This is a genomic window from Membranihabitans maritimus (genome assembly GCF_021729145.1).
Classification (GTDB): Bacteria; Bacteroidota; Bacteroidia; order Chitinophagales; family Saprospiraceae; genus Membranihabitans; species Membranihabitans maritimus.
In genome coordinates, this window is record NZ_JAJSLW010000006.1 from 89491 (window position 1) to 115702 (window position 26212).

23 protein-coding genes and 1 pseudogene are annotated in these 26212 nt (G+C 39.7%); 14 read left to right on the forward strand and 10 right to left on the reverse strand.

Annotated elements, in window-relative coordinates:
• Positions 1-6: 6 nt before the first annotated feature.
• The 6 genes from LVD47_RS08595 (at position 7) to LVD47_RS08620 (ending at position 5793) form a co-directional block, all read left to right on the forward strand.
• The gene (locus tag LVD47_RS08595; protein WP_236975281.1) at positions 7-759 is read left to right on the forward strand and encodes an outer membrane lipoprotein-sorting protein; all 753 of its coding nucleotides are present in this window, start codon (positions 7-9) and stop codon (positions 757-759) included.
• Entirely contained in the window at positions 759-1982 is a 1224-nt protein-coding gene (locus tag LVD47_RS08600; RefSeq protein WP_236975284.1) for an ABC transporter permease, read from the forward strand. The genes LVD47_RS08595 and LVD47_RS08600 overlap by 1 nt, the downstream gene beginning before the upstream one ends.
• 164 nt (positions 1983-2146) lie before the next feature.
• Positions 2147-3364, forward strand: a complete 1218-nt coding sequence (locus tag LVD47_RS08605; RefSeq protein WP_236975286.1) for an ABC transporter permease — start codon at positions 2147-2149, stop codon at positions 3362-3364.
• Between the two features lie 76 nt (positions 3365-3440).
• Positions 3441-3764, forward strand: a complete 324-nt coding sequence (locus LVD47_RS08610) for a four helix bundle protein (RefSeq protein ID WP_236975289.1) — start codon at positions 3441-3443, stop codon at positions 3762-3764.
• Positions 3765-3899: 135 nt separating this feature from the next.
• The gene (locus tag LVD47_RS08615) at positions 3900-4613 is read left to right on the forward strand and encodes an ABC transporter ATP-binding protein (protein ID WP_236975291.1); all 714 of its coding nucleotides are present in this window, start codon (positions 3900-3902) and stop codon (positions 4611-4613) included.
• Between the two features lie 16 nt (positions 4614-4629).
• Positions 4630-5793 carry a DUF1302 family protein gene (locus LVD47_RS08620; protein WP_236975293.1) on the forward strand — a complete coding sequence of 388 codons (1164 nt, stop codon included), beginning with the start codon at positions 4630-4632 and terminating at the stop codon, positions 5791-5793.
• A 135-nt stretch (positions 5794-5928) separates the two neighbouring features.
• Here the strand turns inward: LVD47_RS08620 and proB are convergent, their stop codons facing one another.
• On the reverse strand, positions 5929-7023 hold the full coding sequence (gene proB / locus LVD47_RS08625; RefSeq protein ID WP_236975296.1) for a glutamate 5-kinase: 1095 nt from the start codon (positions 7021-7023) through the stop codon (positions 5929-5931).
• A 177-nt stretch (positions 7024-7200) separates the two neighbouring features.
• Here proB and glyA point away from each other — a divergent pair, with 177 nt between their 5' ends.
• A complete protein-coding gene (gene glyA, locus LVD47_RS08630; RefSeq protein WP_236975298.1) occupies positions 7201-8475 on the forward strand; it encodes a serine hydroxymethyltransferase in 1275 nt (424 codons plus the stop codon).
• A gap of 183 nt (positions 8476-8658) precedes the next feature.
• On the opposite strand, the gene LVD47_RS08635 is transcribed toward glyA, so the two are convergent.
• Positions 8659-9495, reverse strand: a complete 837-nt coding sequence (locus tag LVD47_RS08635) for a glycoside hydrolase family 16 protein (protein WP_236975300.1) — start codon at positions 9493-9495, stop codon at positions 8659-8661.
• A gap of 63 nt (positions 9496-9558) precedes the next feature.
• Between LVD47_RS08635 and LVD47_RS08640 the strand changes: the two genes are divergently transcribed.
• A complete protein-coding gene (locus tag LVD47_RS08640) occupies positions 9559-10635 on the forward strand; it encodes a metallophosphoesterase (RefSeq protein WP_236975302.1) in 1077 nt (358 codons plus the stop codon).
• Between the two features lie 477 nt (positions 10636-11112).
• Positions 11113-12558, forward strand: coding sequence for a TlpA family protein disulfide reductase (locus LVD47_RS08645; RefSeq protein WP_236975303.1), 1446 nt, complete (start codon positions 11113-11115; stop codon positions 12556-12558).
• A gap of 309 nt (positions 12559-12867) precedes the next feature.
• Here the strand turns inward: LVD47_RS08645 and LVD47_RS08650 are convergent, their stop codons facing one another.
• Genes LVD47_RS08650 through LVD47_RS08660 form a run of 3 tightly spaced genes read right to left on the reverse strand, consistent with a single transcriptional unit; the run spans position 12868 to position 14224 of the window.
• Positions 12868-13431 carry an SRPBCC family protein gene (locus tag LVD47_RS08650; RefSeq protein ID WP_236975304.1) on the reverse strand — a complete coding sequence of 188 codons (564 nt, stop codon included), beginning with the start codon at positions 13429-13431 and terminating at the stop codon, positions 12868-12870.
• Between the two features lie 18 nt (positions 13432-13449).
• The gene (locus LVD47_RS08655; protein WP_236975305.1) at positions 13450-13878 is read right to left on the reverse strand and encodes an SRPBCC family protein; all 429 of its coding nucleotides are present in this window, start codon (positions 13876-13878) and stop codon (positions 13450-13452) included.
• 10 nt (positions 13879-13888) lie between these two features.
• Complete coding sequence (locus LVD47_RS08660; RefSeq protein ID WP_236975306.1) at positions 13889-14224, reverse strand: ArsR/SmtB family transcription factor; 336 nt, start codon at positions 14222-14224, stop codon at positions 13889-13891.
• Between the two features lie 167 nt (positions 14225-14391).
• Between LVD47_RS08660 and LVD47_RS08665 the strand changes: the two are divergent.
• Both LVD47_RS08665 and LVD47_RS24055 read left to right on the forward strand, forming a co-directional pair.
• Positions 14392-14637, forward strand: a pseudogene (locus tag LVD47_RS08665) (DUF433 domain-containing protein).
• A 1-nt stretch (position 14638) separates the two neighbouring features.
• A complete protein-coding gene (locus LVD47_RS24055; RefSeq protein ID WP_369427762.1) occupies positions 14639-14848 on the forward strand; it encodes a DUF5615 family PIN-like protein in 210 nt (69 codons plus the stop codon).
• A 133-nt stretch (positions 14849-14981) separates the two neighbouring features.
• Here LVD47_RS24055 and LVD47_RS08670 read toward each other — a convergent pair whose 3' ends face one another.
• Positions 14982-16181, reverse strand: a complete 1200-nt coding sequence (locus LVD47_RS08670) for a DUF4934 domain-containing protein (protein ID WP_236975307.1) — start codon at positions 16179-16181, stop codon at positions 14982-14984.
• Positions 16182-16531: 350 nt separating this feature from the next.
• Between LVD47_RS08670 and LVD47_RS08675 the strand changes: the two genes are divergently transcribed.
• Positions 16532-19093 (forward strand): zinc-dependent metalloprotease, encoded by a 2562-nt coding sequence (locus LVD47_RS08675; RefSeq protein WP_236975308.1) that lies wholly within the window; start codon positions 16532-16534, stop codon positions 19091-19093.
• Between the two features lie 106 nt (positions 19094-19199).
• Here the strand turns inward: LVD47_RS08675 and LVD47_RS08680 are convergent, their stop codons facing one another.
• From LVD47_RS08680 to LVD47_RS08695, 4 genes are read right to left on the reverse strand one after another with little or no spacing between them, the layout of a single operon-like run.
• Positions 19200-20354: a DUF4934 domain-containing protein gene (locus LVD47_RS08680; protein WP_236975310.1), complete on the reverse strand. Its 1155-nt coding sequence runs from the start codon at positions 20352-20354 to the stop codon at positions 19200-19202.
• Positions 20355-20361: 7 nt separating this feature from the next.
• On the reverse strand, positions 20362-21429 hold the full coding sequence (locus tag LVD47_RS08685) for a 6-bladed beta-propeller (RefSeq protein ID WP_236975312.1): 1068 nt from the start codon (positions 21427-21429) through the stop codon (positions 20362-20364).
• A gap of 44 nt (positions 21430-21473) precedes the next feature.
• Entirely contained in the window at positions 21474-22595 is a 1122-nt protein-coding gene (locus LVD47_RS08690) for a DUF4221 family protein (RefSeq protein ID WP_236975313.1), read from the reverse strand.
• Between the two features lie 31 nt (positions 22596-22626).
• A complete protein-coding gene (locus LVD47_RS08695; RefSeq protein WP_236975315.1) occupies positions 22627-23247 on the reverse strand; it encodes a TlpA family protein disulfide reductase in 621 nt (206 codons plus the stop codon).
• A 306-nt stretch (positions 23248-23553) separates the two neighbouring features.
• Here LVD47_RS08695 and LVD47_RS08700 point away from each other — a divergent pair, with 306 nt between their 5' ends.
• Positions 23554-24147, forward strand: coding sequence for an NAD(P)H-dependent oxidoreductase (locus LVD47_RS08700; RefSeq protein WP_236975318.1), 594 nt, complete (start codon positions 23554-23556; stop codon positions 24145-24147).
• Between the two features lie 5 nt (positions 24148-24152).
• Positions 24153-26039: a monovalent cation:proton antiporter-2 (CPA2) family protein gene (locus LVD47_RS08705; protein ID WP_236975319.1), complete on the forward strand. Its 1887-nt coding sequence runs from the start codon at positions 24153-24155 to the stop codon at positions 26037-26039.
• Positions 26040-26212 lie beyond the last annotated feature (173 nt).

Below are 26212 nucleotides of genomic sequence, written 5' to 3' on the forward strand. Positions count from 1 at the left end.
AATTAAATGATGAAATTTGTAATTGCCATTTTGGGTTTATTATCAACAGCATTTTTTGTCCGGGCACAAAACTTGACTGCTGAACAGATTATTCAAAAGTCAGAAGAAAATATTCGTGGGGGAGATAGTTATTCCCAGATGAAAATGACCATCATCCGTCCGGCCTGGGAAAGGGAAACAACCATGCAAAGTTGGGCAAAAGGCAGCGAATTGGCATTAATTCAGGTTACAGGGCCTTCCCGAGACAAAGGAATTGCCTATCTTAAAAGGGATAATGAAATCTGGAACTGGCAGCCGAGAATTGAACGGACCATTAAACTCCCCCCCTCTATGATGTCCCAATCCTGGATGGGATCTGATTTTACAAATGATGACCTTGTGCGGGAATCCTCTCTGGTTAAAGACTATACCCACCAATTACTTGGGGAAGAAAAAGTGCGGGAATACGATACTTATAAGGTAGCGTTACATCCAAAGGAAAATGCTGCTGTCGTGTGGGGAAAAATTATTATGTGGATTTCAAAGGAATATTTCATGCAAATCAAATCTGAATTTTACGACGAAGACGGCTTCCTGATTAACACAATGAATGCCGGTAATGTAAAACAATTCGGAGAACGCCACCTCCCGTCAAGGTTGGAAGTCATTCCGGAGGATAAACCCGGCCAAAAAACTATCGTCGAATACCTGGAGTTTCGCTTCAATGAAGATATTTCAGAACGCATGTTCACCATTCAAAATATGAAAAATATCCGGTAATGATTACTGTAATCAAACTCGCATTACGAAACTTGTGGAGAAATAAAAGGCGTACACTAATCACTGCTGCCAGTGTGATGTTCGCAGCTTTTTTTGCTATTGCCATGTCTTCGATTCAGAAAGGGACCTGGTTCAATACACTGGAAGGAATGTTACATAATTATACAGGATATATCCAGGTCCACCAAAAGGGATATTGGGAGAATCAATCGATTGATTTGTTAATGGATAATAGTCCTGCATTCAAAGATACTTTATTAAATGCACCGGGAGCCAACAAGGTTTTAACACGGTTGGAAAATTTTGCCCTTGCATCCGCCAACAATAAGACCAAGGGAGTCCTGATCGCAGGAATAGACCCCGCACAAGCAAATAGTTTCAGCAATATTGAAGACCAACTCATCGAGGGAAGGTATTTGACTCCCGACAAGAGCGAAGCTGTCATTGGTAAGGATTTATCCAAAACAATGCAACTCAACGTAGGTGATACGCTAGTTGCCATAAGCCAGGGCTACAGAGGCAACAATGCAGTTGGTCAATATAGGATAACAGGTATTGCCGATTTCGGCACACCAGAGTTCAATAAACAAATGGTCTATATCCCGTTAGCTGAAGCACAGTATTTTTATGCCGCAGAAAACCTTTTATCTTCTTTCGTAATCACTACCTCCAGCATTGACCACATCGATGAGACAGTCCAATATTACAAGAATCATCTCGATACAAACCAATATGAAATTATGTCTTACGAAGAACTCATCCCTTCGATTATAGAAGCGCAAAGCATTGATGAAGCAAGTAGTAAAATCATTCTTTACATTCTCTATCTGCTTATTGGATTTGGAATTCTCGGAACCGTCATGATGATGTTGAAAGAACGCCAATATGAATTTGGGGTCCTTAAGGCCATAGGCATGAAATCACGGATGTTATTCCAAATGGTGGCACTGGAAATTCTGGGAATAGGGATAATTGGTGTGGTCGCGGGTTCTATAATTGCTTTACCAATCGTAACATACTTTAATAAAAATCCCATTGCCCTTGGCGATAAATACGCTGAAACCTACGAACAATTTAATATGGAGCCTTTGATTAAAGCAATAATAGACCCCCGGATATTTTATGAACAAGTAGTCGTTGTTTTTGTCATGGTTCTTTTTATTTCTATATACCCATTGTTTTCCCTCAAAAAACTAAAACCAGTAGCTGCAATGCGGGTATAAATAAATTCCCAGCGACAAGCACCGTACCGATAGCTTTCGGGGCAATTAAAGGCAAATGAAAATCTCCAGAATATATCGTTATAATAGACTTCAGCATTGGAATTTGAGAATTGGATATTATTTGGGATTTGTGTATTGGGTATTAAAATTATAAAATTATAAAGATGTTGTTCAAAATAGCGTGGAAAAATATATGGAGGAATCCGGTAAGATCGGTGATTCTCATTGTCGCAATCACTCTGGGGATTTGGGCACTGATTTTCATTAACGGGCTCACTACCGGAATGATCAATGGATATATGGAAAACGCTATAAAAAATCGTACCTCCCATATACAAATTCACTCCGTAGAATACCTTGCAGAAAAGGGCATTCAAAACTATTTCAATACTTCGAAAGTTCTCCCAACACTCAAAAAAGATGAAAATGTTATAAATTTCTCCCCCCGGATTTCAATAAGCGGAATGATTTCATCACCTGTTTCCACCCGGGGGATTAATTTAAAGGGAATATATCCTGATTTGGAAAATCAGGTATCCGAATTAGATTCAAAAATTATCCGGGGGGAGGGTTTAAAGAGCGATTTGAATAACCCGATCCTCATAAGTATAACGCTGGCAGAAAAATTAAATGTCAAAATAAAATCAAAGGTAGTTGTCAATTTTCAAAATGTAGATGGAAATGTAACTGCTGCAGCATTCAGGGTATCAGGAATCATCCAAAATGTAAACGGCCAAAACGATGAAATCAATGCTTTTGTCCCTATCAATAATCTGCAAAAATTAACGGATTTATCACAAGGAGAAGTTCATGAAATTGCTATAACTACAAAAGACATTGATCGGGTCGAAGAATTTCAATACACCCTTAGAAGTAAACTACCCGGGAATTTAGTGATCCAAAACTACAAGGAAATCGCTCCGGATCTGGAATTAATGGGAAGCCAAATCCAGTTGAGCCTGAGTATTATGATTACGATATTTATGCTTGCACTGGTTTTTGGAATTATCAACACCATGCTTATGGCCGTACTTGAGAGATATCGAGAATTGGGGATGTTAATGGCAGTAGGTATGAATAAAGCGAAGGTGTTTTTTATGGTTGTACTTGAGACCATTTTTCTCACTTTTGTAGGTGTGCCATTAGGTATGGCCCTGGGAAGACTTACGATTTTTGGAACAGCTTCCCGTGGAATTAATTTGGAGCAATGGGCTGATGGTCTTAACCAGGTCGGAATGACCAGTGTCATCCATCCCGCACTGGAAGGGAAGTATTACCTGGTCATAGCCCTTTCGGTTTTGATTACAGCAGTTTTGGCATCCCTGTACCCAGCCCGGAAGGCTACCTCATTGAAACCAGTGGATGCACTGAGGAAATTGTAAGTGGTAAGACTGGAGGCCGAAGACCGAAGAAGTACGTGAACATTAAAAAATTTGTACATGAATAATCACTAAAGCAATGAAATTTAAATTCGAAGATTTGATCATTTGGCAAAAGGCCATGGCATTTGGTGAAGATTTAAATAAGATAACTTATAAATCTCCAAAAGAGGAAAACTACAATTTGTCCTCACAACTGAGAAGGGCTGCAGATTCTATTGCGCTTAACATAGCAAAAGGTTCTATAGGTCAATCCAATCCGGAATATAGAAAATTTATTGGATATTCAATTCGCTCTTTAGCAGAAGTCATTACTTGCCTTTACAAGCCACGGAATAGAAATTACATTTCAGAAAAAGAATTTGAAAACCATTATAACGAAGCGAAGCATTTGACCTCATGAATATGATCATTGCGTTCAGAAAAAGGATAAAATAAAGTACGAAGTTTTTTTAAACCATAAACTTCAAGTTTTCTTTTTTTCTTCATGCTTCGAACTGTCTTTATGCTCCGGACTTCAAGCTTAAAAAATACCATCATGAAAAACACAATAATCAAAACAAAAAACCTCCACAAAACATATCAGGAAACCAAGGTCCCTGTACACGCCCTCCGTGGAGTAGACCTGGAAATTAAAAAAGGTGAATTCACTGCAATTGTAGGGCCTTCAGGTTCTGGTAAATCAACCCTTTTGAATATTATCGGTGGATTGGATAATCCGTCCGAAGGATCCATAGAAGTATCCGGAATAGATATAACATCACTGTCAGCCTCTCAATTAATCGATTTTCGAAAAAAGAACATCGGTTTTGTGTTTCAGTCGTATAACTTAATACCCGTATTGACGGCCCTGGAAAATGTAGAATTTATTATGCTGCTCCAAAAAAGGGACAAGGAACAACGAAGGAAAAGAGCTGTAGACCTCTTAAAAGCCGTAGGGCTTGGCGATAAAATCCATAATCGTCCCAATGAACTCTCGGGCGGACAACAACAAAGAGTTGCCGTGGCCAGGGCTTTAGCATCAAAACCTTCATTTGTACTGGCAGATGAACCAACAGCCAACCTGGATTCAACCTCTACGGCCAACCTCCTCGATATTATGGAAAATCTCAACAGGGAAGAAAATATGACATTTGTATTTTCCACCCACGATCAAAGGGTAATAGACCGTGCCCATCGAATAATAAACCTGGAAGATGGTTTGATCAGCGAAGATAAAATTGTAAAAAAGAACCAACCGCTTTCCCGGTAGAATAAAAAACCATAACATGGATTACAGGTTTCTATTATTTGCTTTATTTATTGGTCTCCAGACGAGCTTTGCCCAATCCGATAATGATTCAAGCCGTACGCAATTCGTTACTTCCAATGGCTATATCAAACAAATGCAAACGGTCCTATACCAACCCCACATAAACCAGGTTTTGACAGATGGGCTGTTCCAACATCGTTTAAATGCCACTTTTTTACCGAACAATAATGTTATCAACCTTCATGCAGGATTGAGGTCCCGGATGTTTTACGGTAATTATTTTGAATTAAGCCCTCAAATGGGCGAGACCATCCACGACCAAAATAATGATTATTTAAAATTATCATTCAACCTTATTGATAATAAAAAGCTCCTTTTGAACACCTATTTGGATCGCCTGTACGCTGAGTTTACAATGGATAAGGTTGAAATAAGGGTCGGGAGACAACGCATCAATTGGGGAATCAGTACATTCTGGAACCCAAATGACCTATTTAATGCTTACGATTTTACCGATTTTGACTACGAAGAACGCCCTGGTGCTGATGCTATCAGAGCCACATGGTATACCGGCCCTGTCTCCCGTCTCGAAGGGGCTATTCAAATGGCTGATAACTGGAATAATGTTACGGCAGCAATGCTATACAGGTGGAATATGGCAAATTTTGATTTTCAGGTTATAGGTGGAAAATACAGAAATGACTTTATAGTCGGTGGAGGGTGGTCTGGTTACCTGGGTGATATCGGATGGAAAAATGAATTTTCATATTTTTTTTCAGGTGCACAAAGAACTTTCAATCTTTCCTCCGGATTTGATTTTTCATTTGACAATGGACTATTCACCAGTATTGGCTACTTATTCAATGAACTCGGAATCACGAACACCGGGACCGGCAACCTCTTTACTTTTCAATTATCTGCCAAGAATTTATACCCGTACCGTCACGCCATATTTATAAATGCCAATTACCCGTTTTCTCCTATTTTAGGAGGAGGAATGTCCGTAGTGTATTCACCTGTCGAAGCACAACCTTTTTTTATCAGCCCTAATTTGACTTATAGTCTGGCGCAGAATTGGGACCTTGATTTCTTTTCCCAACTTTTCCTGGCAAAGGACAATTCTTCAGTAATCGGAACAGACATCTTTGCTTTCTTTTTGAGATTGCGGCTTTCAATGTAAGTAGGTAACACGCTACCTGAATTATTATCCCAATTAATACGAGGCCATAGCTCCATAAATTGGAAGAATATCAGGTACTCAAAGACTATCACACACCGGGGAAAAAGGACTTTTACAAGTAATGCTGACTTCTACTTATTCCAAAATAGATCCGCCCTCTTCAATAAATAAATAATCGTAGTGAACGAGGACTTTTTGTTTTTGTAATCCCAACCTCTTCCTTGTCTTTTCTGAACTGTACTCCGCTTTTCCCCATCCGATTATATTTCCTTCCTCGCTAACAATTTTTATAATATCACCCTTTCTAAACTCCGAAATAACATCCACAATTCCAACGGGCAACAGGCTGGTAGCTTTATCCGAGTTCAACGCTTGTATAGCACCTTGGTTAATTACAACCTTTCCGTTGGAGAAAGTACCAGAGTGAGCGATCCACTTCTTCCGGTTACGCTTGAAATCCTTTGCAGCAAAAACCGTATGGTCCACATTTTCATTTATGATGTCTACGAGAATATTGTCCCTTAATCCATTGGCAATGTGTACACTAATACCCAACCCTGCAGTTTTTCGTGCCATACTGGCTTTCGTAATCATTCCGCCCCTTCCAAAAGAAGACTTTTCAGAACCAATAAATTCTCCGGGCTTGAATTCAGACGGCTCAATTTCCTGGATAAGTCGGGCTCCATCATCATTCGGTGGCCGATCGTAAATCCCATCTACATTTGTCAAAATAATAAGAGCATCAGCTTCTGTCATTGCTGCTATTAGTCCAGCCAATTCATCATTATCAGTAAACATTAGCTCCGTGACAGCTACTACATCATTTTCATTTACTACAGGTATTACACCGTGTCCCAACAAATGATGGATGCACTGCCTCATATTCAAATAATGCCTTCTGCTACGAAAGTCTTCCCGGGTAACCATTACCTGGGCACACATCATTCCAAGTGGTTCCCACTGCTCTTGCCAGGCTTGCACCAATTTCACCTGACCGGTTGCAGCCCAAACCTGCCTCGCCGCCAGGCTATTTTTTGTATCTACATTCAGGTTCAAACTTCGGCCAAATGCAACTGCACCCGAAGAAACAAGAACGGTTTTGATGCCCGTTTCTTCCAACCTGTGGATCTGTTGTGCCAATTCCGACATCCTATCCATATCGGGTAACCCATCCGACCGTGTAAGTACATTCGAACCAATCTTGACAACTATGGTTTTATAACTGAGCATAGCTTATGCTTTTCATCTTTCAAAGATAGAAAGTATTTAAAATTAAAATATCGAAATAATACTTTTACCCGGTATAGAGTAGAAAAGATATTTATACGCCTTTTTACGGTGAATTGCTTTTTTTAATCATAAAAAATTTACCTTTGAGCCTCATTAAATTTTACGAAAATTTAACCAATGAAAGATCCGCAAATACTCGAGTTAATCAATGACGAATTAAGCAGGCAGCGACATGGAATAGAACTCATCGCTTCTGAAAATTTTTGCAGTTCAGATGTACTGAATGCCATGGGCACATGCCTGACCAATAAATATGCCGAGGGCTATCCAGGCAAAAGATATTACGGAGGATGTGAAGTCGTTGATAAAATCGAGCAATTAGCCATAGATCGGTTAAAAGAATTGTTCGGTGCGGAATATGCAAACGTACAACCTCATTCCGGATCACAGGCCAATGCAGCTGTGTATTTGGCTACACTGAAAGCAGGCGACACCATTCTCGGATTTGACCTTTCCCATGGAGGGCACCTTACACATGGATCACCAGTGAGTTTTTCCGGTAAAAACTACCGCGCCGTCCACTATGGAGTAGAAAAAGAAACCGGTAGAATAGATATGAGCAAGGTACGGGAAGTAGCACAGAAAGAGCAGCCAAAACTCATTATTTGCGGTGCTTCAGCTTATGCACGGGACTGGGATTACAAAGAGTTCAGGGCGATAGCCGATGAAGTGGGAGCCTTATTGATGGCTGATATTGCTCACCCTGCAGGATTAATTGCAGCTAAAAAGCTCAATGACCCCATGCCCTACTGCCATATAGTAACCAGCACGACTCACAAAACCTTGCGCGGTCCCCGGGGTGGAATCATCATGATGGGTAAGGATTTCGAGAACCCATGGGGAAGAAAAACGCGAAAAGGCAAAGCCATAAAAATGTCTTCCATCCTCAATAGCGGTGTTTTCCCCGGCATGCAGGGAGGACCATTGGAACATGTTATAGCAGCAAAGGCCGTATCATTTAATGAAGCGTTACAACCTGAATTTGGAGATTATGCCGACCAGGTAATCTCTAATGCAAGAGCGATGGCAGAATTATTTGTAGAAAAAGGGTATAAAATCATTAGCGGAGGAACCGATAATCACATGATGTTGATTGACTTACGGAATAAAGGACTGACCGGGAAAGATGCCGAAAACGCCCTTGTGGCAGCAGATATCACTGTAAACAAAAATATGGTACCATTTGATACGGAATCACCGTTCGTTACTTCCGGCATCCGAATAGGTGCAGCTGCAGTCACCAGTCGTGGATTCTCTGAAGATCACAGTAGACAGGTTGTTGAATGGATTGATCTAATTCTATCCGATATTAAAAATAACGAGAAGATCCAATCAATAAAAGGAGAAATTAACGAGTATATGAAGCAATTCCAGTTGTATCCGGAGAGGTAAAATCCGAAAATCGATGAGAAATGACGTTAAGCTAATGAACCGCTTCGCAATTTATATCGAGTAGGAATTGCCTACAGTTTACGACTGTTGGTTGTGGCTCAAAATAAGTATTCTTGAATTGGTGGCGATATGTCAGATGCTAAGCCTTTCATTATTACCATGTATTCGAATGGTGTCGGCGGACTACTTTTCCTGATACACCCTTACATAATCCACCAGATATCTGGAAGGAAATTCCGTTTCCGAAGGATCACCACCATTCATTCCTCCTATAGCGAGATTGAGTAATATATAGTGGGGTTGATGAAAAGGGTTTATCCCATCACTTTCATTAATGGTATGGGATAAATCCACTTCATTCACCAATTCATCATCAATGAATATTTTCATCGAATCTTTATTCCATTCCAGGGTCCATATATGAAAATCGTCCGACCATTCCTCACCGAATTTTTCAATAGGGATCTTTTTATCATCCCATTTCGCCTTGAATCTCTGATCTGTTCCCCAGGCAAAATTGGCCAGGATCATCCCCCTGTAATATTCCATGATATCGCATTCTCCATTAGAAGGCCACTCCCCTTCCACACCCAGGGTCCATATTGCAGGCCACAATCCCGGACGGGCATCGATCTTTGCCCTCACTTCTATTTTCCCAAACTTCCACTGATGTTTTGTCTGTGTTTTGAGACAAGATGAAGTATACCAGATCTTTTCCCGGGAAGTCCTCCAGTTAGTACTTCCTTCTCTATATATGGGATTAGGCATATCTACTTCACGCGCTTCAATAACCAGGTATCCGTCTTTACAACTGGCATTTTCTTCCTGATACCACTGTTCCTCTTCATTTCTTACAAATCCCTCTTCAAAAATCCAGTTATCCGGATCAGGAGGTCCATGTTCACTAAACTCGTCAGACCAGACAAGCTGATACACAGCATTTACATCTTGCGCATTTGATATAACAATCGATGTGTGACAAAAAATTAATATTCCAATTGTTATTATTATATTTTTCATGTCACTAAAAGATAGTATATTTTTACTGGTAATTTTAAACCTAATAAAATAATAATTCTCCCTATGAAGTTCGCAATTACTGTTTTAGTAATTTTATCCATTACTCAATTTGCTTACAGTCAGGAAAATGAATATCAAGATCCGGAATTAGAACATAAAGATTCCTGGTCCCTTGTCATCCTCCCGGATCCGCAGACCTATGTCAAGTTCGAACGAAATCAGGGGATATTCGATATTATGACTACCTGGATCGCAGAGAATATTGATCCACTCAATATCAAAATGGTACTATGTACGGGTGACCTGGTCGAACAAAACAATATCCTAAAAGGTGTCGGGGTCAATGGAAACCAAAGCAGCATTAACCAATGGCGGGCAGTGGACAGGGCCATTACCAGATTGGACCAAAAAGTCTCCTATGTATTGGCTGCGGGAAATCATGATTTTGGTTATAAAAATATAGAAACTCGACACACTTACTACGATAAATATATTACGGCAGACAGAAATCTGCTAAACGAGAAGATGTTGCGAGAATATTTTTACAATAAATCCGGGATGCCTACCCTGGCTAATTCTGTTTCTGAATGGATCGATCCCAATGGTATTCCTTATATATTCCTCAACCTGGAATTTGCACCGAGGGATGAGGTCCTGGAATGGGCCCGAAAAACGATAGACCAGGCAAAGTACGAAAATCATCGTGTCGTCGTACTTACTCATTCCTATATGAATTCTGCCAATGAACGGATAGAAAAGGAAAATTACCCTATCGAAAATGGAAATTACGGGCAGGCGATTTGGGAAAAATTGATATATCCCTCCAGAAATGTACGTATGGTAATTGCCGGACATATTGGCAAACCGGACGATCCCAAAGGTCATGTTGCTTTCAATCAAGATCCCAAATCAGACGGGGAAATCGTCACACAAATGGTATTTAATGCACAGGCATTAGGAGGCGGCTGGCACGGCAATGGCGGTGATGGTTGGTTGCGGTATCTGGAATTTATGCCGGATGGTAAAACGGTGAAAGTGAAGACCTTTTCACCATATTTTGCGCTTTCACCCGCTACCCGACATTTGGCCTGGCGAACGGCAGAATATGATGAATTTGTGTTTTCCGTTGAAGAAAAATAATGTAAAAACCTATATCGAATTCATAAGGGAGTACTTTCAGCAAGGGTTTATATATGATAGTAGAACTAATGCTAGTGGGTCAAACACTAAGTTGCTCTGGTATAAGTCGCAGATATTTTTGTGCAAATCAAGGCGACGGTGAAGGAAGATCCCTGGTTTTCTGACTGCAACGCAACGATGAGATGCACATAAAGATCAAGACTTGGTACTCATATGAATTTAGTGGTTGATACACTAGATAAATTTTCTTCCAGATATTCAATGATAGATGTGGTGGAAGCTCACCATTAGTTGACTGAATAACAGATACATGTCTCATTAGGTTTTGCAGCGCAATCTATCAGAGGAGATCAAATTTATTCCGTGGCTTTATGAAATAATTGCTGTCAACTTCTCCTTATCTACCATTTTGGCAGATGGGGTACACCAAACGTGTTATATTTTACATCTTAAAAGTAAATTCTGAATCGCTATCTTATGATCAAAATTTATTTTGCCATATTGATAATTTTCTTTTCTTGTGAATGGCACAAGCCATCATCTATTAATAAAAACTCCGTTTCGGATCCATTTGCATACACAATCATACTAAAAGACGTCGAGTATACTAATGGATTTGATTTAGAAAATGGTATTAAAACAAGAACACGATTTAAATGCCCATTGTATTTCGTCGATTCTCTAGGTGTTGTTAGAGAAATTTGTCTGGATAATGGGACAAATGATACCATTGTAATTACACATAGTCAGGATCAACTGGAATTGGTCCATACCATCAGGGGATTGAACTTTTTTTATTATCTGTTAGATTCTGGGGATACTTTATCCCTTCAATATGAAGATGGCATCCCAATTTCGAAAAATCCAAAGCAGAATACATCTTATAACCTGTTAAAAGATAACCCCTTTGAAAGTATGAGACAGAGGTATTTCCTGGTACTTAGAGGGCCAGTTAGTTTATATCCCAAATTTAAGTCGAAAAAAGAAATTCCTCCAGAGTTGGAAAGACTTAGACCCTTCTACAGGAATCTGGATTCACTCTATTTTAAAATTAAGAAGAGTCATGCGTATCAACTCGATTACGTCAGGAATCATACTGGTTCACCCGATTACTGGACAAATCTATTGAATAAAGAAATGAGAAAGCTGGTACTGGGATCCCGCTTTATTAACAAGTCAGATACAAGTTTGTATGGTGGTGAGTCGGATTTTAATGTTTATAGTATTTCAGACCGCTTTTATTATAAGGCAAAATTCAACCAAAATCCAGACTCAATTTTTAATAAGGTTCAAAATAATGATCCCGGAATGCATTCAGAGCTGGCAAGATATTATTTTCAACTGTATTTGAACTATTCAGTTAACCGAGGTATATCTCTGAAGTCCATAAACAGTGTAATTTCACAATACTACAATGCATTTGCGGAGCCACGTGATAGCGTATTTATTCAAAAATTCAGAAAAAAAATGGGTGTGGAGGAAAGCCTTGCCAAAGATATTAATATAATTAGCAATCGTAGTGTGGGAACCACTCTTAATCAACTGATCCAAAAGGATAGTGCATCATTATATTACATCGACTTCTGGGCGAGCTGGTGTGCCCCATGCCGTGAGGAGATCCCTTATTCCATAGAGCTTAAAAAAGAATTGGAAGAAATGGGAATCCGATTCATTTACCTGGCCTATAATGACCGGATGGAAAATTGGCTCAAAGCTTCCCGGGAACTAAATCTGAATAACTACGATCATTCCTGGTTTATCACAAATTCGCAGAGCTCTCAGCAGTTGGAAGATTACAACATCAAAACCATTCCGCGGTATATGATACTGGATGGTAATGGTAAAGTATTGGAATTCAATGCTCAGCGCCCTTCATACCCCGGGATAAAAAAAATATTGATAAGCAGTGTTAAAGGAAATTGATTTGGCTATGAAAAGTGAATTTGATACTGAAGTTTTTTAATAATGAATGTTAAAATTAATGATATGTGCTTGATTCATCCCGAAGGGATCCCGTTATGGCAACGCGAATCTCATTTTGAACCCGCCTGACTTGAGGGCAAATATTATTCCCAAAGAGCCAGGACGAAAAATAGATGATCCCGAAAGCTTTCAGGCTGAGGATCGCTGGCATGTCAGTAACTTTCAATGAATTTTTAAACGACTTCAATGTTGGGAATGGGTAAGATAACTACCGTAGACCTTAATTTCATACCTTTTGTATTTGGATCATTATTTATTTAATTGTTCCTCGTATTCCTTTTCCAACCGGTTATGTACTTTCCAAAACCCCTCAGATATTTTCCCTTCCAAATGGTCGACCAAAATACCCAGATGTGTATGCCATCCTCCGGCCACGCTGATTAGTACGTTGTGATCGTCTCCCAGTCGTCTGTGCGTCAATACCAGGAGAACTTTATCTTTTTGCTCTTTTAATTCAAAGGTCACCTCTGACTCGAGCACGGCACCGTCGGGGGAAGATTCTCCCCAGGTATAGCTCAACAAACGAGGTATTTCCAGGCGCGTGATCCGACCGGTCATGGTGCTTCCCCCTTCCATATCTTTATATTTTTCAGGAATGGGGTCATCATGCGGAGCCAGGTTAGCGTGAAAAAAATTTAGCTCCACCCTACCGCCAATACGTATATCCATTTCACCGGATGCAAGCCACCTACTCCGCTTTTCAGATTCTGTAAGGTAAGCCCACACCCTTTCGATGGGGCCGGGTAACAAGCGTTCGAACCGGATAATTCCGGGCGCTGTAAAAATGCCGTATTTTTTGTTATCGATTTTCATATTGGAAATTTCAAGGTATTAAAATTTACGATCCTGGAAAGGAATTCCGGTTCCTTCTTCACAATAACATTTCAGACTGTACAAGAAAAAAGCCCAGTTGTAATTGCACCAGCGATAAAATTCGGTGATTTCCTTCCACCCGGAATGCCTAAGCAGAACCGCTGCCCCGTTCTTCATTTCCTTAAGCTCCAAAGAAATATAAGTACCGACCCACTCGGCATCCGAACGTATGCATTTCCAGGTAATTTTCTGACCAGGAATAAGCTCAGTTATTTCAAACTCAGTGGTATCATCCTCGCCAAATTGAAATGTGTTTACGGCACCTATACGGGCTACTACGTTGCATTCCCTTGTCCATACCTCCGAGAGCCCGTCCCGGGTAGTCAAAGCAAGATATACGTTTTTGGGATCACTTTTGATATAATTCACCAATTCTATTGCTGCCATATATATTATTTTATTTTTTCTCAATATTTTCTTTATACTCTTCTTTCAAAAGTAGCTCCAATGCATCCAGTTTTTCTTTCCAGAACGCCCGGTACTGATTGGCCCACTCCCATACCTCAATCAGCGAAGCCGGATTGGCCTGACAATAGCGTTCTCTTCCTTTTTTGTGAATGACTACCAGACCGCATTCATTCAATATTTTGATGTGTTTGGATACGGCGGGGCGACTGATATCGAAATTCTCCGCCACCGAATTCAAATTCATAGACCGGTGTGCCAGGATATTAATAATTTCCCTGCGAGTAGGATCGGCAATGGCCTGAAAAACATCTCTGCGTGCTTCCATACAATTAGTAACTATTCAGTTACAAATATAAAAGAAACCATTTGGTTACGCAATTTTTTTTAATAATAAGTTTTGGATTTATTTATGTATTTCAAACATCTGAGGATTAAAGCAAAAAGTAGTATTTTTAGTTATTATTATAGAAAGGACTCACTAAATTTGAATAAATACATTACAGAGATATTATCACCATAGAACCTGGGAAACGAAGTGAAAAACCCTGCATCAGAGGTATGCGTATTACCGTGTATGATGTACCCTGATGCTTAGCAGCAGGTATGACTTTTGACGAAATTATCGAAGACTTCCCCGAACTTACAAAAGAAGATATCCAGGCTTGTTTACATTGTGCTTCTGACTCGGAAAACATACCCATCTACTCAGGTCTGCATGAAATTTTAAATCGACAATAACTTGTCTTATAAATTATCCCGGAGTTTAGATACAGACTTTCCAAAAAGCACTCATCTCCTCGATGCCCTCACCGTTTTTGTGAATAATCAAGAAGTATGGGATTATCCTAAAGATAATGGCTATGTAATTCTTACAAAAGATCGTGACTTTGATGAGCTAAGCCAGTTATTTCTGATACCTATACGGTGGAAAAAGAACAAAATCTTTTGAAAATTACGACTTGTTTCTTATCCATTACTCACTTTTAATTATGCAGAAAGCGACATTGAATTGAGTTCTGTGAAAACAATATTGAAAGTTGACTGATCAAAATAACCGATAACACAGGTATAAACTAAAATCACTACCTCCTCAATTTCATCAATACCAATATCTCCGAAGTTTCATCCATCAGATCCAGGACCCGTTCGCCACTTTCCGTTCTCAGGTCCATTTTTTCTTCCACCACTTTATCTCTGTCCGAAAAATACATATGGTGAATCAGGACATTGTCATACGTACCGCGTATTCGCCAGTAATAATCAAATCCAGGATTTCCATTTAAAAAATTCATTGAATATAATCCGTATTTCGGATGATATAAAAGGCGTTCATTTGGATTGTAATCACCTATCGCTCTTCCGTCCCGCACATAGTATTTGTTATTAAATTGGTAAACCAGCCAATTACTTGCTGTAAAAATATTACCATCCGTATGAATAAATTTTTCATTACTATTCACATGATTTATAAACTCTTTAATCGAATAATTAGACCTATCTTTGAAAGAAAAAACTTCTTTATCTCCAAAATCAATCTCATACTTAGTAAATAATTCGTTATTTCGAATAGTATATACATAATTTGAAAGAGGAAGGGTAAAAAATATTTCGTTTTTACTATTAGAACGAGAAAATCTAAATTTACCGGTATTAGAACCTCCACTAACTTCTATTGACCTTAGATTGATACAATTTACAGCACCATCAGCTCCCAATGTCCACAATACACATGAATCCCTCTTTCCATCCACATTCCTCGGATACGAAAAAAATAAAATATCACCATTATCGTCAGTCATCATATTCCCTGACCGTTTGGGTAACTCTACTTTAGAAATCCCATTTCCCTGGAGGTCATATTTTATCAAGTAATGAGCTCTATCTATTATTACTATAAAGTGATCGTTTTCAATATAACAAATATCCCCAATAGATACATATTCAGTAGGACCGCCACCTATAGCATTGATATGTCTCAAATAATTCCCCTCATTATCAAAAATATAAATAGTCTCATTCCGATCTTCCCAGCAAATAAATCCCCCTTCAAACTTAAGTACCTTGGCAAAATGGAAAACCGCTTCTCCGTCCGGCAACCCTCTTAGGACTATATAGTCAACATCTTCAATCACCTCGGAATACAAGGCATTCGTATTTATAGAATCAAAATGAATTACCGTGTGCCCTTTTTCTTCCGCTGTATCCGGGTGGTTTTGACAGCTATATATACAAATACATCCTCCCAGAAAGAATAGTTGAATCCATATTTTAAGGACACCCATATTTAAATAATTAAATATCACACTATCAATAAAATTACAAAAACGAACAAAATATTGACAACAAATTCAGAATTATATTCTACAAATAAAATGTAAGAAATATACCGTATCCTGGATTTAAAGTTGTTTTCATTTATTATTTTTGACTTTCTAATTTTGTAAAACCATGACGTTGTGATTTGCCCATATCCTTTTGGCTGCAAGCCCTGCTTGTATAAAGTCAACAAACGCAAAATCTCACTGTAACAGGAGACAAAACCACCCATGGTCCGTGTGGTAAAAGGAAAGCGGCCAATCTACAACACCCTGGAATTACTACTCACTTTTTATTTTTAATTTAATATACACTTATGAAAAAACATGACCAAGTATTCTATCCACTTCTAACACTTCAAAAATGCATACTTATCTTTGTAATCCTCCTGTTTTCGGGAAGTTTTGTTTTGTCCCAGGAAAGTAAATCAGGTGAAACAAAAGACTCCGAAAAAGAAAAAACGGAATCGGACAGTACCAAAAAAGAAAAGGAAAAAACGTACTCGGATTTTATAACCGATGAAGCGAAATCCATGGCGGGTATGTTCACCGTGCATAAAGTAGAAGAAAAATATTATTTTGAACTGCCCGATTCAATTTTTCAACGGGATATTATGGCCGTTACCCGGATTGCCAAGACACCAACAGGTGCCGGGTACGGAGGGGAACAAGCCAATCGACAGGTTGTCCGGTTTGAAAAAGGGCCGAATAAAAAGGTCTTCATGCGGGTCATCAGCTTTATCAATGTAAGTGCCGACACCAGCCAGGCCATTAGTACCGCAGTCACCAATTCCAATACCCAGCCCATTATCGCAGCCTTTGATATTAAAGCCAAAAGAAAAGACACTTCCGTATTGATCGATGTAAGCAAGTTCCTGGAAAATCCCAATCAGGCTTTTGACCTACCCCCGATCACCAAACAACGCTATAAAATTAAATCCCTAGCCTCAGACCGGTCGTATATCGAAAGTGTACACGCCTACCCCATTAACGTCGAAATAAGGGCTGTCCGGACTTACTCTGTCAATCCACCCAGCCTCGGACCGTCCAAAGGGCCGGCCAGGAATTTAAATGCGGGGGTGAATGCGGGAGCGGTTACTTATGAGTTGAATACTTCTATGGTATTGCTCCCGAAAAAGCCCATGAAACGACGTTTTTTTGACCAACGGGTAGGAATATTCTCCAACAGTTATACCATGTACGATGACGACGGACAAAAAGCAGACCACCAGGTATTTACCGTTAGATGGAGACTCGAACCAAAGAGTAAAGAAGATGCCCAAAAACAACAAAACGGTGAAAGTATAGAACCCAAAAAGCCCATCGTATTCTACATTGATCCCGCCACACCACAGAAATGGAGAGAATACCTCAAAAAAGGTGTAGAAGACTGGCAACCAGCCTTCGAACAAGCCGGTTGGAAAAAGGCCATTCTCGCCAAAGACTGGCCGGAAAATGATACCACTATGAGCCTGGAAGATGCACGATTTTCAGTCATCCGATACTTTGCATCCAATGTCCAAAACGCCTACGGCCCCAACGTCCATGATCCCAGATCCGGGGAAATTATTGAAAGTCATATCGGATGGTACCACAATGTAATGAAGCTATTGAAAAACTGGTATACCACCCAAACAGCAGTAGTAGATCCCCGGGCCCGGAAAAACCAATTTGACGATGAATTAATGGGGCAATTAGTGCGTTTTGTTGCAGCCCATGAAGTAGGACATACCATAGGCATCCGGCATAATTTCGGGGCCAGCCACGCCACACCCGTAGAAAAATTGAGAGACCCCGAATGGCTGGCAGAAAACGGACATACCTCTTCCATTATGGATTACGCTCGATTTAATTATGTGGCCCAGGAAGGGGATGGCGTCACCAATCTATTCCCCGGTGTAGGTGCTTATGACAAATGGGCCATCGAATGGAATTATAAACCAATCTACGGTACTTCCGGCCCGGAGGAAGATAAAAAGATCCTCAATGAATGGTATATCGAAAAAGCCCAGGACAATCCGGCTCTGCATTTCCTGACTGAAATGAGCACATTTGACCCACGCGCCCAAAACGAAGACCTGGGTGATAATAGTATGAAAGCTTCTGAATACGGGATTATAAACCTCAAAAAAATCATACCCAACATTATCGATTGGACAAACGAGGAAGCGAGCCATTACGAAGAAGCCGAAGAATTATATGACAATGTACTGACTCAATATATGAGATATGTAGGACACGTAACAAAATGGGTAGGAGGCATATTCGATACACCCAAAACCTACGAACAAGAAGGCCCCGTATTTGAACCTGCACCCAAAAGCATGCAAAAGGAAGCCGTCTCCTTTTTACAGACCCAATTGTTCCGGGAACCACTTTGGCTATTTCCCAACGAAACAAGAAGCCATTTCAAAGCGGACAATGCGGTGAAAACAATAGCCTCGTGGCAAAACATGACGATCAATCGCCTGTATTCATCTGACCGGTTACAAAGGCTAATTGACGCCGGGGCTAGCTACGGCACTGTTGCGTACGGACTGGAGGAATTTTTCTCGGACATGGAAAGGGGTATCTGGTCCGAAATAGAAAGTGGAAATACCACCACCGTCTACCGCAGAAATCTTCAAAAAGCCCACCTGGAAAAAATGATCAGCCTTACAAAACCAGGTAGTGAGAGTCCAGGTAGGATTTCTACTTATTTGAGAAGTACAGGTTCCGTCAATCCGGTATTATCGGATATACGTTCGCTCAGCCTGGGCAGACTAATCGTATTAAAAGAAAAACTGGAAAAAGCAGTCCGCAAAAGTGATCACGACATGACCCGCTACCATTACCTCGACTGTTTGAAGCGGATCGAAAAATTACTTAACGACGAATAATTACAAGATATCATTAAATACCTGCAGCGAATGATCAACTGCAGGTATATTTATTTTTATTTCATCTCTACCTCTTTATCTCAATCTTTTACAGGCTTTCATTCCCTTATTTAACCTTTCCAAATAACAGTATAGGATTATCCGATTCATCAATATCAGACTTCAACTCATCCAGGTCCAACCCCATAAAATCCGATCCATCACATCCACCGATTTTGTCCAAAAATTCAAGTGCCATGACCACATCTATGAGATACTCATCGCCATTGTCATCTTTGAAGTAATTTCGACCATCAAACCGGAATCGATCGCATGTTGCACTTACTGCCAATCCCCTATATCCTGCTTTCTCTTTAATATTAATATAGTTGTTTGTCGTACGTACCTCCCCGGTATTTCGATCCTGTATCAAAATATAACTGTTAGGTAGCTTATCATATAACATAAACAGATAATGATCCGTTAACTGTAATCCCGGATATTCACCTTTTTCCACCTCTTCACTCTTAATATAATGAATTGGCTCAAAATCCTTAAAATCCTTTGTTCTGAATACAGTATCTACAAATGCATATTTAATTATATATCGGTCTTCAAGAGTATACACGCGCGGTAGATTTATTAAAAAAGGAGTAGGCGTAGACAATCTTTTCTCGCTGATCAATGAGAGATCTCCATTTTCCAGATTCAGTGAATAAAACTTTGAAATCCCATATCGTTCATTGATCGGCTCATTTTCGGCCGGTGTATACAAAATAATTTTACCATCCATTGCAATACACATCGTATACGACCTTCCCTCCTCGATGGGATACTCCTTCTTCGGTTCCAACATCGTATTAAATACGATTAACCTATTCCCGGAGACAGCATATACTTCACCATTTCCAGAATGGACATCCCAGCTGCTTATCCGGCCTTCCAATTCAAGAGGCCCCTTCCCCTTTTTTCCGTATTTGGCAATAAACTTTCCTTCCATCGTGTAGGAATACAGCACATCATCCCGGTCTTTGGCAATAAGGGTATTGTTACAAATTTTCACCAATCCCGCTCCCTTCATGGGGATTTTGTTTTCCAATGGGACGGCCCGCATCTCTGAAAAATAATCGGAGGCCAGTACCCGGGAAGTATCCTGAATGGCAATTTCGATGTCTAACGTCTTTAAAGGATTTTTCACGGCTTGCCCATACTCGGGTGGTTTTTCTTCCGCGCAGGAAAAAATAAGTAAAAGGAAGAAAATGGGAGTCAGGTGTGTCTTCATAGCTATATCAATTACGTAAACGTTCCCTAAAAGTACTAAACTCTTCCTCTAATTCGATAGAAAAGATATCCGTATTCAGATCTTTTGTTTCAGCCAGAACATACAGCGACTTACCATCGGAATCAAAACTGAACGACTTAATGTCCCTTTCGAAATTAATGCGGTAACTGCGGGTAACTTCACCGGATGAACTCATACGAATCAACAGGTAATTTTTTTGTTTATCGGTATACAATGCATAAAGCTCCCCTCCGACTACCTGTGAATCGACAAATTCAGCCTGAGAGATTTGATCCCATTGCTTATCCAAATCTTTATTAATAAAATTGACCGACCAGGCGGGAAGAATATTTATACCGCTACTATCCTCTGTTACTTTATATCCTTCCAACAGAGGTTTTCTTGCGTAGGACAAAAAAATCATACTGTCTTGTGCAGCATAAAAGATATCGGCCTGATTATTCAGTAAAGTTGCGCCCATTTTACTACCCGGAGCATAATACCTTTCTTTTGGCCGATTCCCCACTTCTTTCAGTTTATCACCCTCGATCATATCGTGTATGGCAAACCTTCCCTTGCCCAGCCCTGTACTCACCAGGGTAGAATCGTTGAGAATGGCCATCTTAAGCATCCCTTTAGTTTTAAATATCTTTATAGGATTTATTTCTTCGATATCGTTCCCGAAGTCCTCTTCCCGAAAGCTACGAACTTCCGTAATCATTCCATCAAATAAATAAACGATTGAGTCCGATCGGGAATATTTGAGGTCAACAATAAAAATAAATTCATTGGGTCCCTTGCCCGAACGAAAAGGTTTTAATACGTGATCAGGGTTATTTAAATCTAAAACACTCAATACGGAATGTGCATCTGAAATGAAAATTTTTCCATTAATAATTTCTATGTCCATAGGATCATGTAAAAGACTATCCACTTCCAAACTTTTAAAGTCTTCGGTTGATATTTCTATGGATCTTTCTTTTAACGTGTCTATATCGATATCCCCACTATGCTCCTTATCACGGTTACATGAGAAGATGATAAGGAGTAATAAAAATCTTATAATTATATTCATTTAATGAGAATATTTTAGATCGGATAATTAGTATAAAATATTATTCAATCTCCCACCCACCACCTTTCCAGGTATTGTTCGTAATTTCCAGTCAAATCCGAATCATGCTGATAAAAATACGGTCCGCCCTGACCAAAAGGAGTCCCTCCTTCTTTCCAATAATAGTAATGTTCAAAATCGCGATCAAAAATCACACAAAACCGTATATTATCATCCGGGGAAGGATTTTCAGGTATCGGCTTAATTCCCGGCATGACGAAATAATTCCCGTTGTTTATAGGCATAATTCCAGCGTAGTTGGGATTGGATCTAATAAACTCCAGGCCTTCCTCCGGACTGGGCCTTTCAACCTCAAGAGGCCGGCATCGGCCTAATTTATTGGATTCAATGGACACACGCCTGAGTAAATTCCCTTCCAGATCGTATATAAAAACATCCGGCATAATTGGAAAATTGACGATAAGCTTCTCATCAAAATATGTAAACTGAATGGCGTTGTGCCAGCCGTAATTAGCTTCTTTATATTCTTCCGGGAAATAGATCGGCAATTTTGAAAACCTATCTCTCTTGAAGTCGTAATATCCCATTAATGTAGAGTCCCTGACGTTTCGGTCAAAAGGCCGGGTAGCAAAATACAACTTATCTTCGTGGTAAAAACAAGCCTGGCCATTATTCATAGTACTATACCACTTCAATCCCGGAAAAACCCTTTCAAAACCATGTTCCCTGATCAATATCCTTTTTCGAACTTCCCCTTCCCCGTCGATCAAGGCAATTGAATTTCGATCCATAATAAAAATAGAGTCATTATTTTTATACAAAACAGAAGTGAGGTCCAAAAAAGAAAATGAATTTGGACCATGCGTATCAAGATTAATAGATTTTTTTATTTTTCTTTCTCCTAGATCAAATATATTGATCCTGTTTCCCTTTCTTTGATAACCGCAAAAGATCTCCGGCCGGTCATAGTTTTTGGAATGAATGCGGTAAGGGAAATGTTTTACCTCCGCAGGAATAGTAAATTTTATGGTATCCACCTTCATTTCCAGATCTGTTATTTCGGTAGCCGTGTATATCTTTTCTGGGGAGACGGGATCTTCCAGACACGCCATTGGTATAAAAATAATTATGAAAAACAGAATGGCAAAAGGCAAGACTTTGTTCATATTTATTCCAATATTTGTACAATCCAGCTACCTACCCGCCCTTTTGTACTTCGTCGTCAAACTCACCTACAAATTCACTAAATTCTCTGACTTCCTTTGAATCTTTACCATTATGATGTCGGGTGGCCACTTTAATAAATCTCTTCGCAGCATTTCCAGCACTAATTCCATCCTCCGCTTGCTTCATCATATATATCGTGACCACTTGTTCTCCGGATGAAGCACCCATTCCCGAACCCATAATATCCCGTTCCTTATTCACAATCATGGGAGGTACCAAGCCTACATCCATGGCTCCCGGGATGGTCAGGTAATTATCAAAGCATTCCGTATCCTCCAAAAACAAATGTTTGCCCCTGAATTCATTTTCCGCCAATACCCTGCGCCACTGTTCTTCTGTACTTTTTATACAGACGTTGAGTAGAGCACCTTCCCGATACTTACTGAGTTTCCCGTTCATCTCATTGATCTCTGGAATACTCTTTTCAAGACATTGGTCATCTGCAGTCCAGTAATTAACATAAAAGACCTCCTCTCCCAGATTACTTAAATGAAGTCTATTTCCATCTTCATCCAGATATGCCAGGTCCGGGATCTTTTCTCCCGAATAACGGTTGTATTTTACTTTGGCAACCTGTTTCATTACCGGCATACAAGAATATGCAAGGCCGAAGCAGGATAAAAAGATGAATAATCGGCTGAGTTTACAATGGACCACAGTAGGTAGTTTTTATAGTTAAAATAAGCTGTATAAATTCAAATAACTAAATGTAACAAAAGAGTTATTTTACCATAATTACTAATTTTAAAGTAAAAAATGAAATTTCTAACACCTCTTTTAAATATAATCAGAATTATTTTTTACTTAACCCGGATATTAAAGTAATAAAACACAAGAGTTGAAAGAATTCATTCCTTCAAATTTTGTGTTATTTTACTTGTAAAAATAAAAATTCAAGTGAAAAACAAAATTCTAATCATTTTCACCCATCCTGTATACGAACATTCGGAAATCCAGCAATTACTGATACGGGAAGCCCGACAAAAGGAGTTTGTTACTATACGCGATCTATATCAATTGTATCCGGATTTTGATATTGATATAAATGAGGAACAAAAGCAGGTAGAAAAATGCGATGTTATGATATGGCAACACCCTTTGTATTGGTACAGTGCCCCACCATTAATGAAACAATGGATGGATCTTGTACTAGAACACGGATGGGCTTATGGCTTAAACGGTAATGCACTTAAAAATAAACTTATCCTCAGTGCTATTAGTACAGGTGGAGATGCATATGCGTATTCTGACGAGGGAAGACACTATTACCCTGTTCGTGATTTTCTCCTCCCCTTCCGACAAACTGCCAGACTATGCAGGGCTTATTATCCCGGCCATTTCATGATACAGGGTACTTTCAATATTGATGAAATGTCACGGAACAAAAAGGTCAGGGAGTACGGTATTCTGCTCGATCAACTTCACAGTGCCCGTTGGTCATCAGGACTGGAAGGAGTTAATCTGGAATTAATTGACTATTTAAAACACTAAATATTATGGAATCGGGTTTTTTATTTCAGGCATTGGTGTATTTATCCGCAGCCGTACTTATCGTCCCCCTTGCCAAGAGATTGGGTCTGGGCTCGGTATTAGGTTATTTACTTGCCGGACTGGTTATCGGGCCATCCGTCCTGGGATGGGTGGGAAATGATGCCGAGGTCATGCATGTTGCCGAATTTGGGGTAGTCATGATGCTATTTCTCATAGGAATGGAACTTGAGCCCAAAACACTTTACAAGTTGAGGGTATCGATAATCGGATTGGGAGGATTACAGGTTGTATTGTCCATGTTGGGAATAAGTTTGTGGTCATATTTCCAGGGTTTTAGTTGGAAAGAAGCTACTGCGCTTGGTATGATCCTGGCATTATCTTCCACGGCTATCGTACTCCAATCCCTTTCTGAAAAGGGATGGAACCGTCTCAGTGCCGGGAAAAGTGCATTTTCGGTTCTATTATTTCAGGATATTGCCGTCATACCTATCCTTGCTATTTTGCCACTAATGGTTACCAAATCAATTGAAAGCAGTGGACATGGGGCTGAGTGGGTACAGAATGTAAGCAGCCCGGTCAAAGCCATTATTGTGTTGGCCGCTATGGCCCTGGTTGTTGTAATAGGAAGATATATTGTAGGTCCCTTGCTTAGAATGGTGGTTCGGAGTGGAATGAGAGAACTTTTCATGGCTACCTCATTGTTACTAATTGCCGGAATTGCTTTTTTAATGCAACAGGTGGAATTAAGTCCGGCCCTTGGAGCATTCCTGGCCGGGGTGGTTTTGGCCAACAGCGAATTCCGCCATGAACTGGAAAGTGATATCGAACCGCTGAAAGGCCTTCTTCTTGGGTTATTTTTCCTATCTGTCGGTGCCTCTATCCAACTCGTCTTTTTATCCGACCATTTATTGGAAGTACTCAAATGGGTAGGTGCCCTCACAATGATAAAATTGATCGTTCTATTTATACTGGGGAAAATATTTGGACTCTCCACTGACCAGAATTTTATATTCACCTTTTCTTTGGCTCAAATGGGAGAGTTTGCCTTTGTATTGTTTACTGTTACCGGCCAATTGGAATTACTTTCCCCGGAAACCATTAATTTAATGACGGCTGTCGTAGCTCTTAGTATGGCCCTCACTCCCATATTGTTACTAATAACCGAATATCAAATATTACCAAAAGTAGGTACCACCCAGGTTGATGGTAAAAAGAAAGAATATGATGAAATGGATGAAAACAACGGCGTAATCATAGCAGGTCAGGGACGTGTGGGATCAATTATTACCCGGTTTTTAAGAACAAAAGGGGTGGAAGCTACTGTGGTAGATAATGATAGTGACCGTGTTGAATTGCTAAGAAAATACGGATTTAAAGTTTTTTACGGAGATATTACGCGGTATGACCTACTCAAAGCAGCAGGAGCTGAACATGCCAAAATAATAATTCTCGCCATGAATAGCCAGGATGATATTCTCTCCTCCGCAAGAGTTGTAAAAAAGTACTTCCCCCATTTGACTATTGTATCGCGTTCGGACTCGCGTCAAACAACTTATGAACTTCTTAATTTGGGTGTCAATAAAGTATATCCGATTACACTGGATGCTTCACTAAAGATGGGTGTGGATATAATGGAAATGCTCGGACACAGGAAGTACAGTGCCTATAGGTCCGCTCAAAAATTCAGGAAACACGAAGACTTCCTTATCCGAAAATTAGCAATTCACCGAATGGATTCACCGGAATATTTCCAGATCAACCGGGAAATGATCAACGACCTGGAACAAGCGATTCAAAACGATATGGAAGACCCTTTACTCTTAGTAAAAGAGGCCTGGGACGAAGAAGGAAGAAAAAATGAATACACTTCTGATAAAAAATTTTTGAATTGAAAATCCACTGAATCTAACCGATACCACTACAAGTTAATTAAAATTTTCATGCTATATATTTCAATTTAAATCAAAACAAGTAAAAAATACTACCTAGCAATCACATCTTTTATTACATTTGCCATTAATTAGAATTAGTCTTAATAAGAATTAAAATAGAGTCATACAGCGCC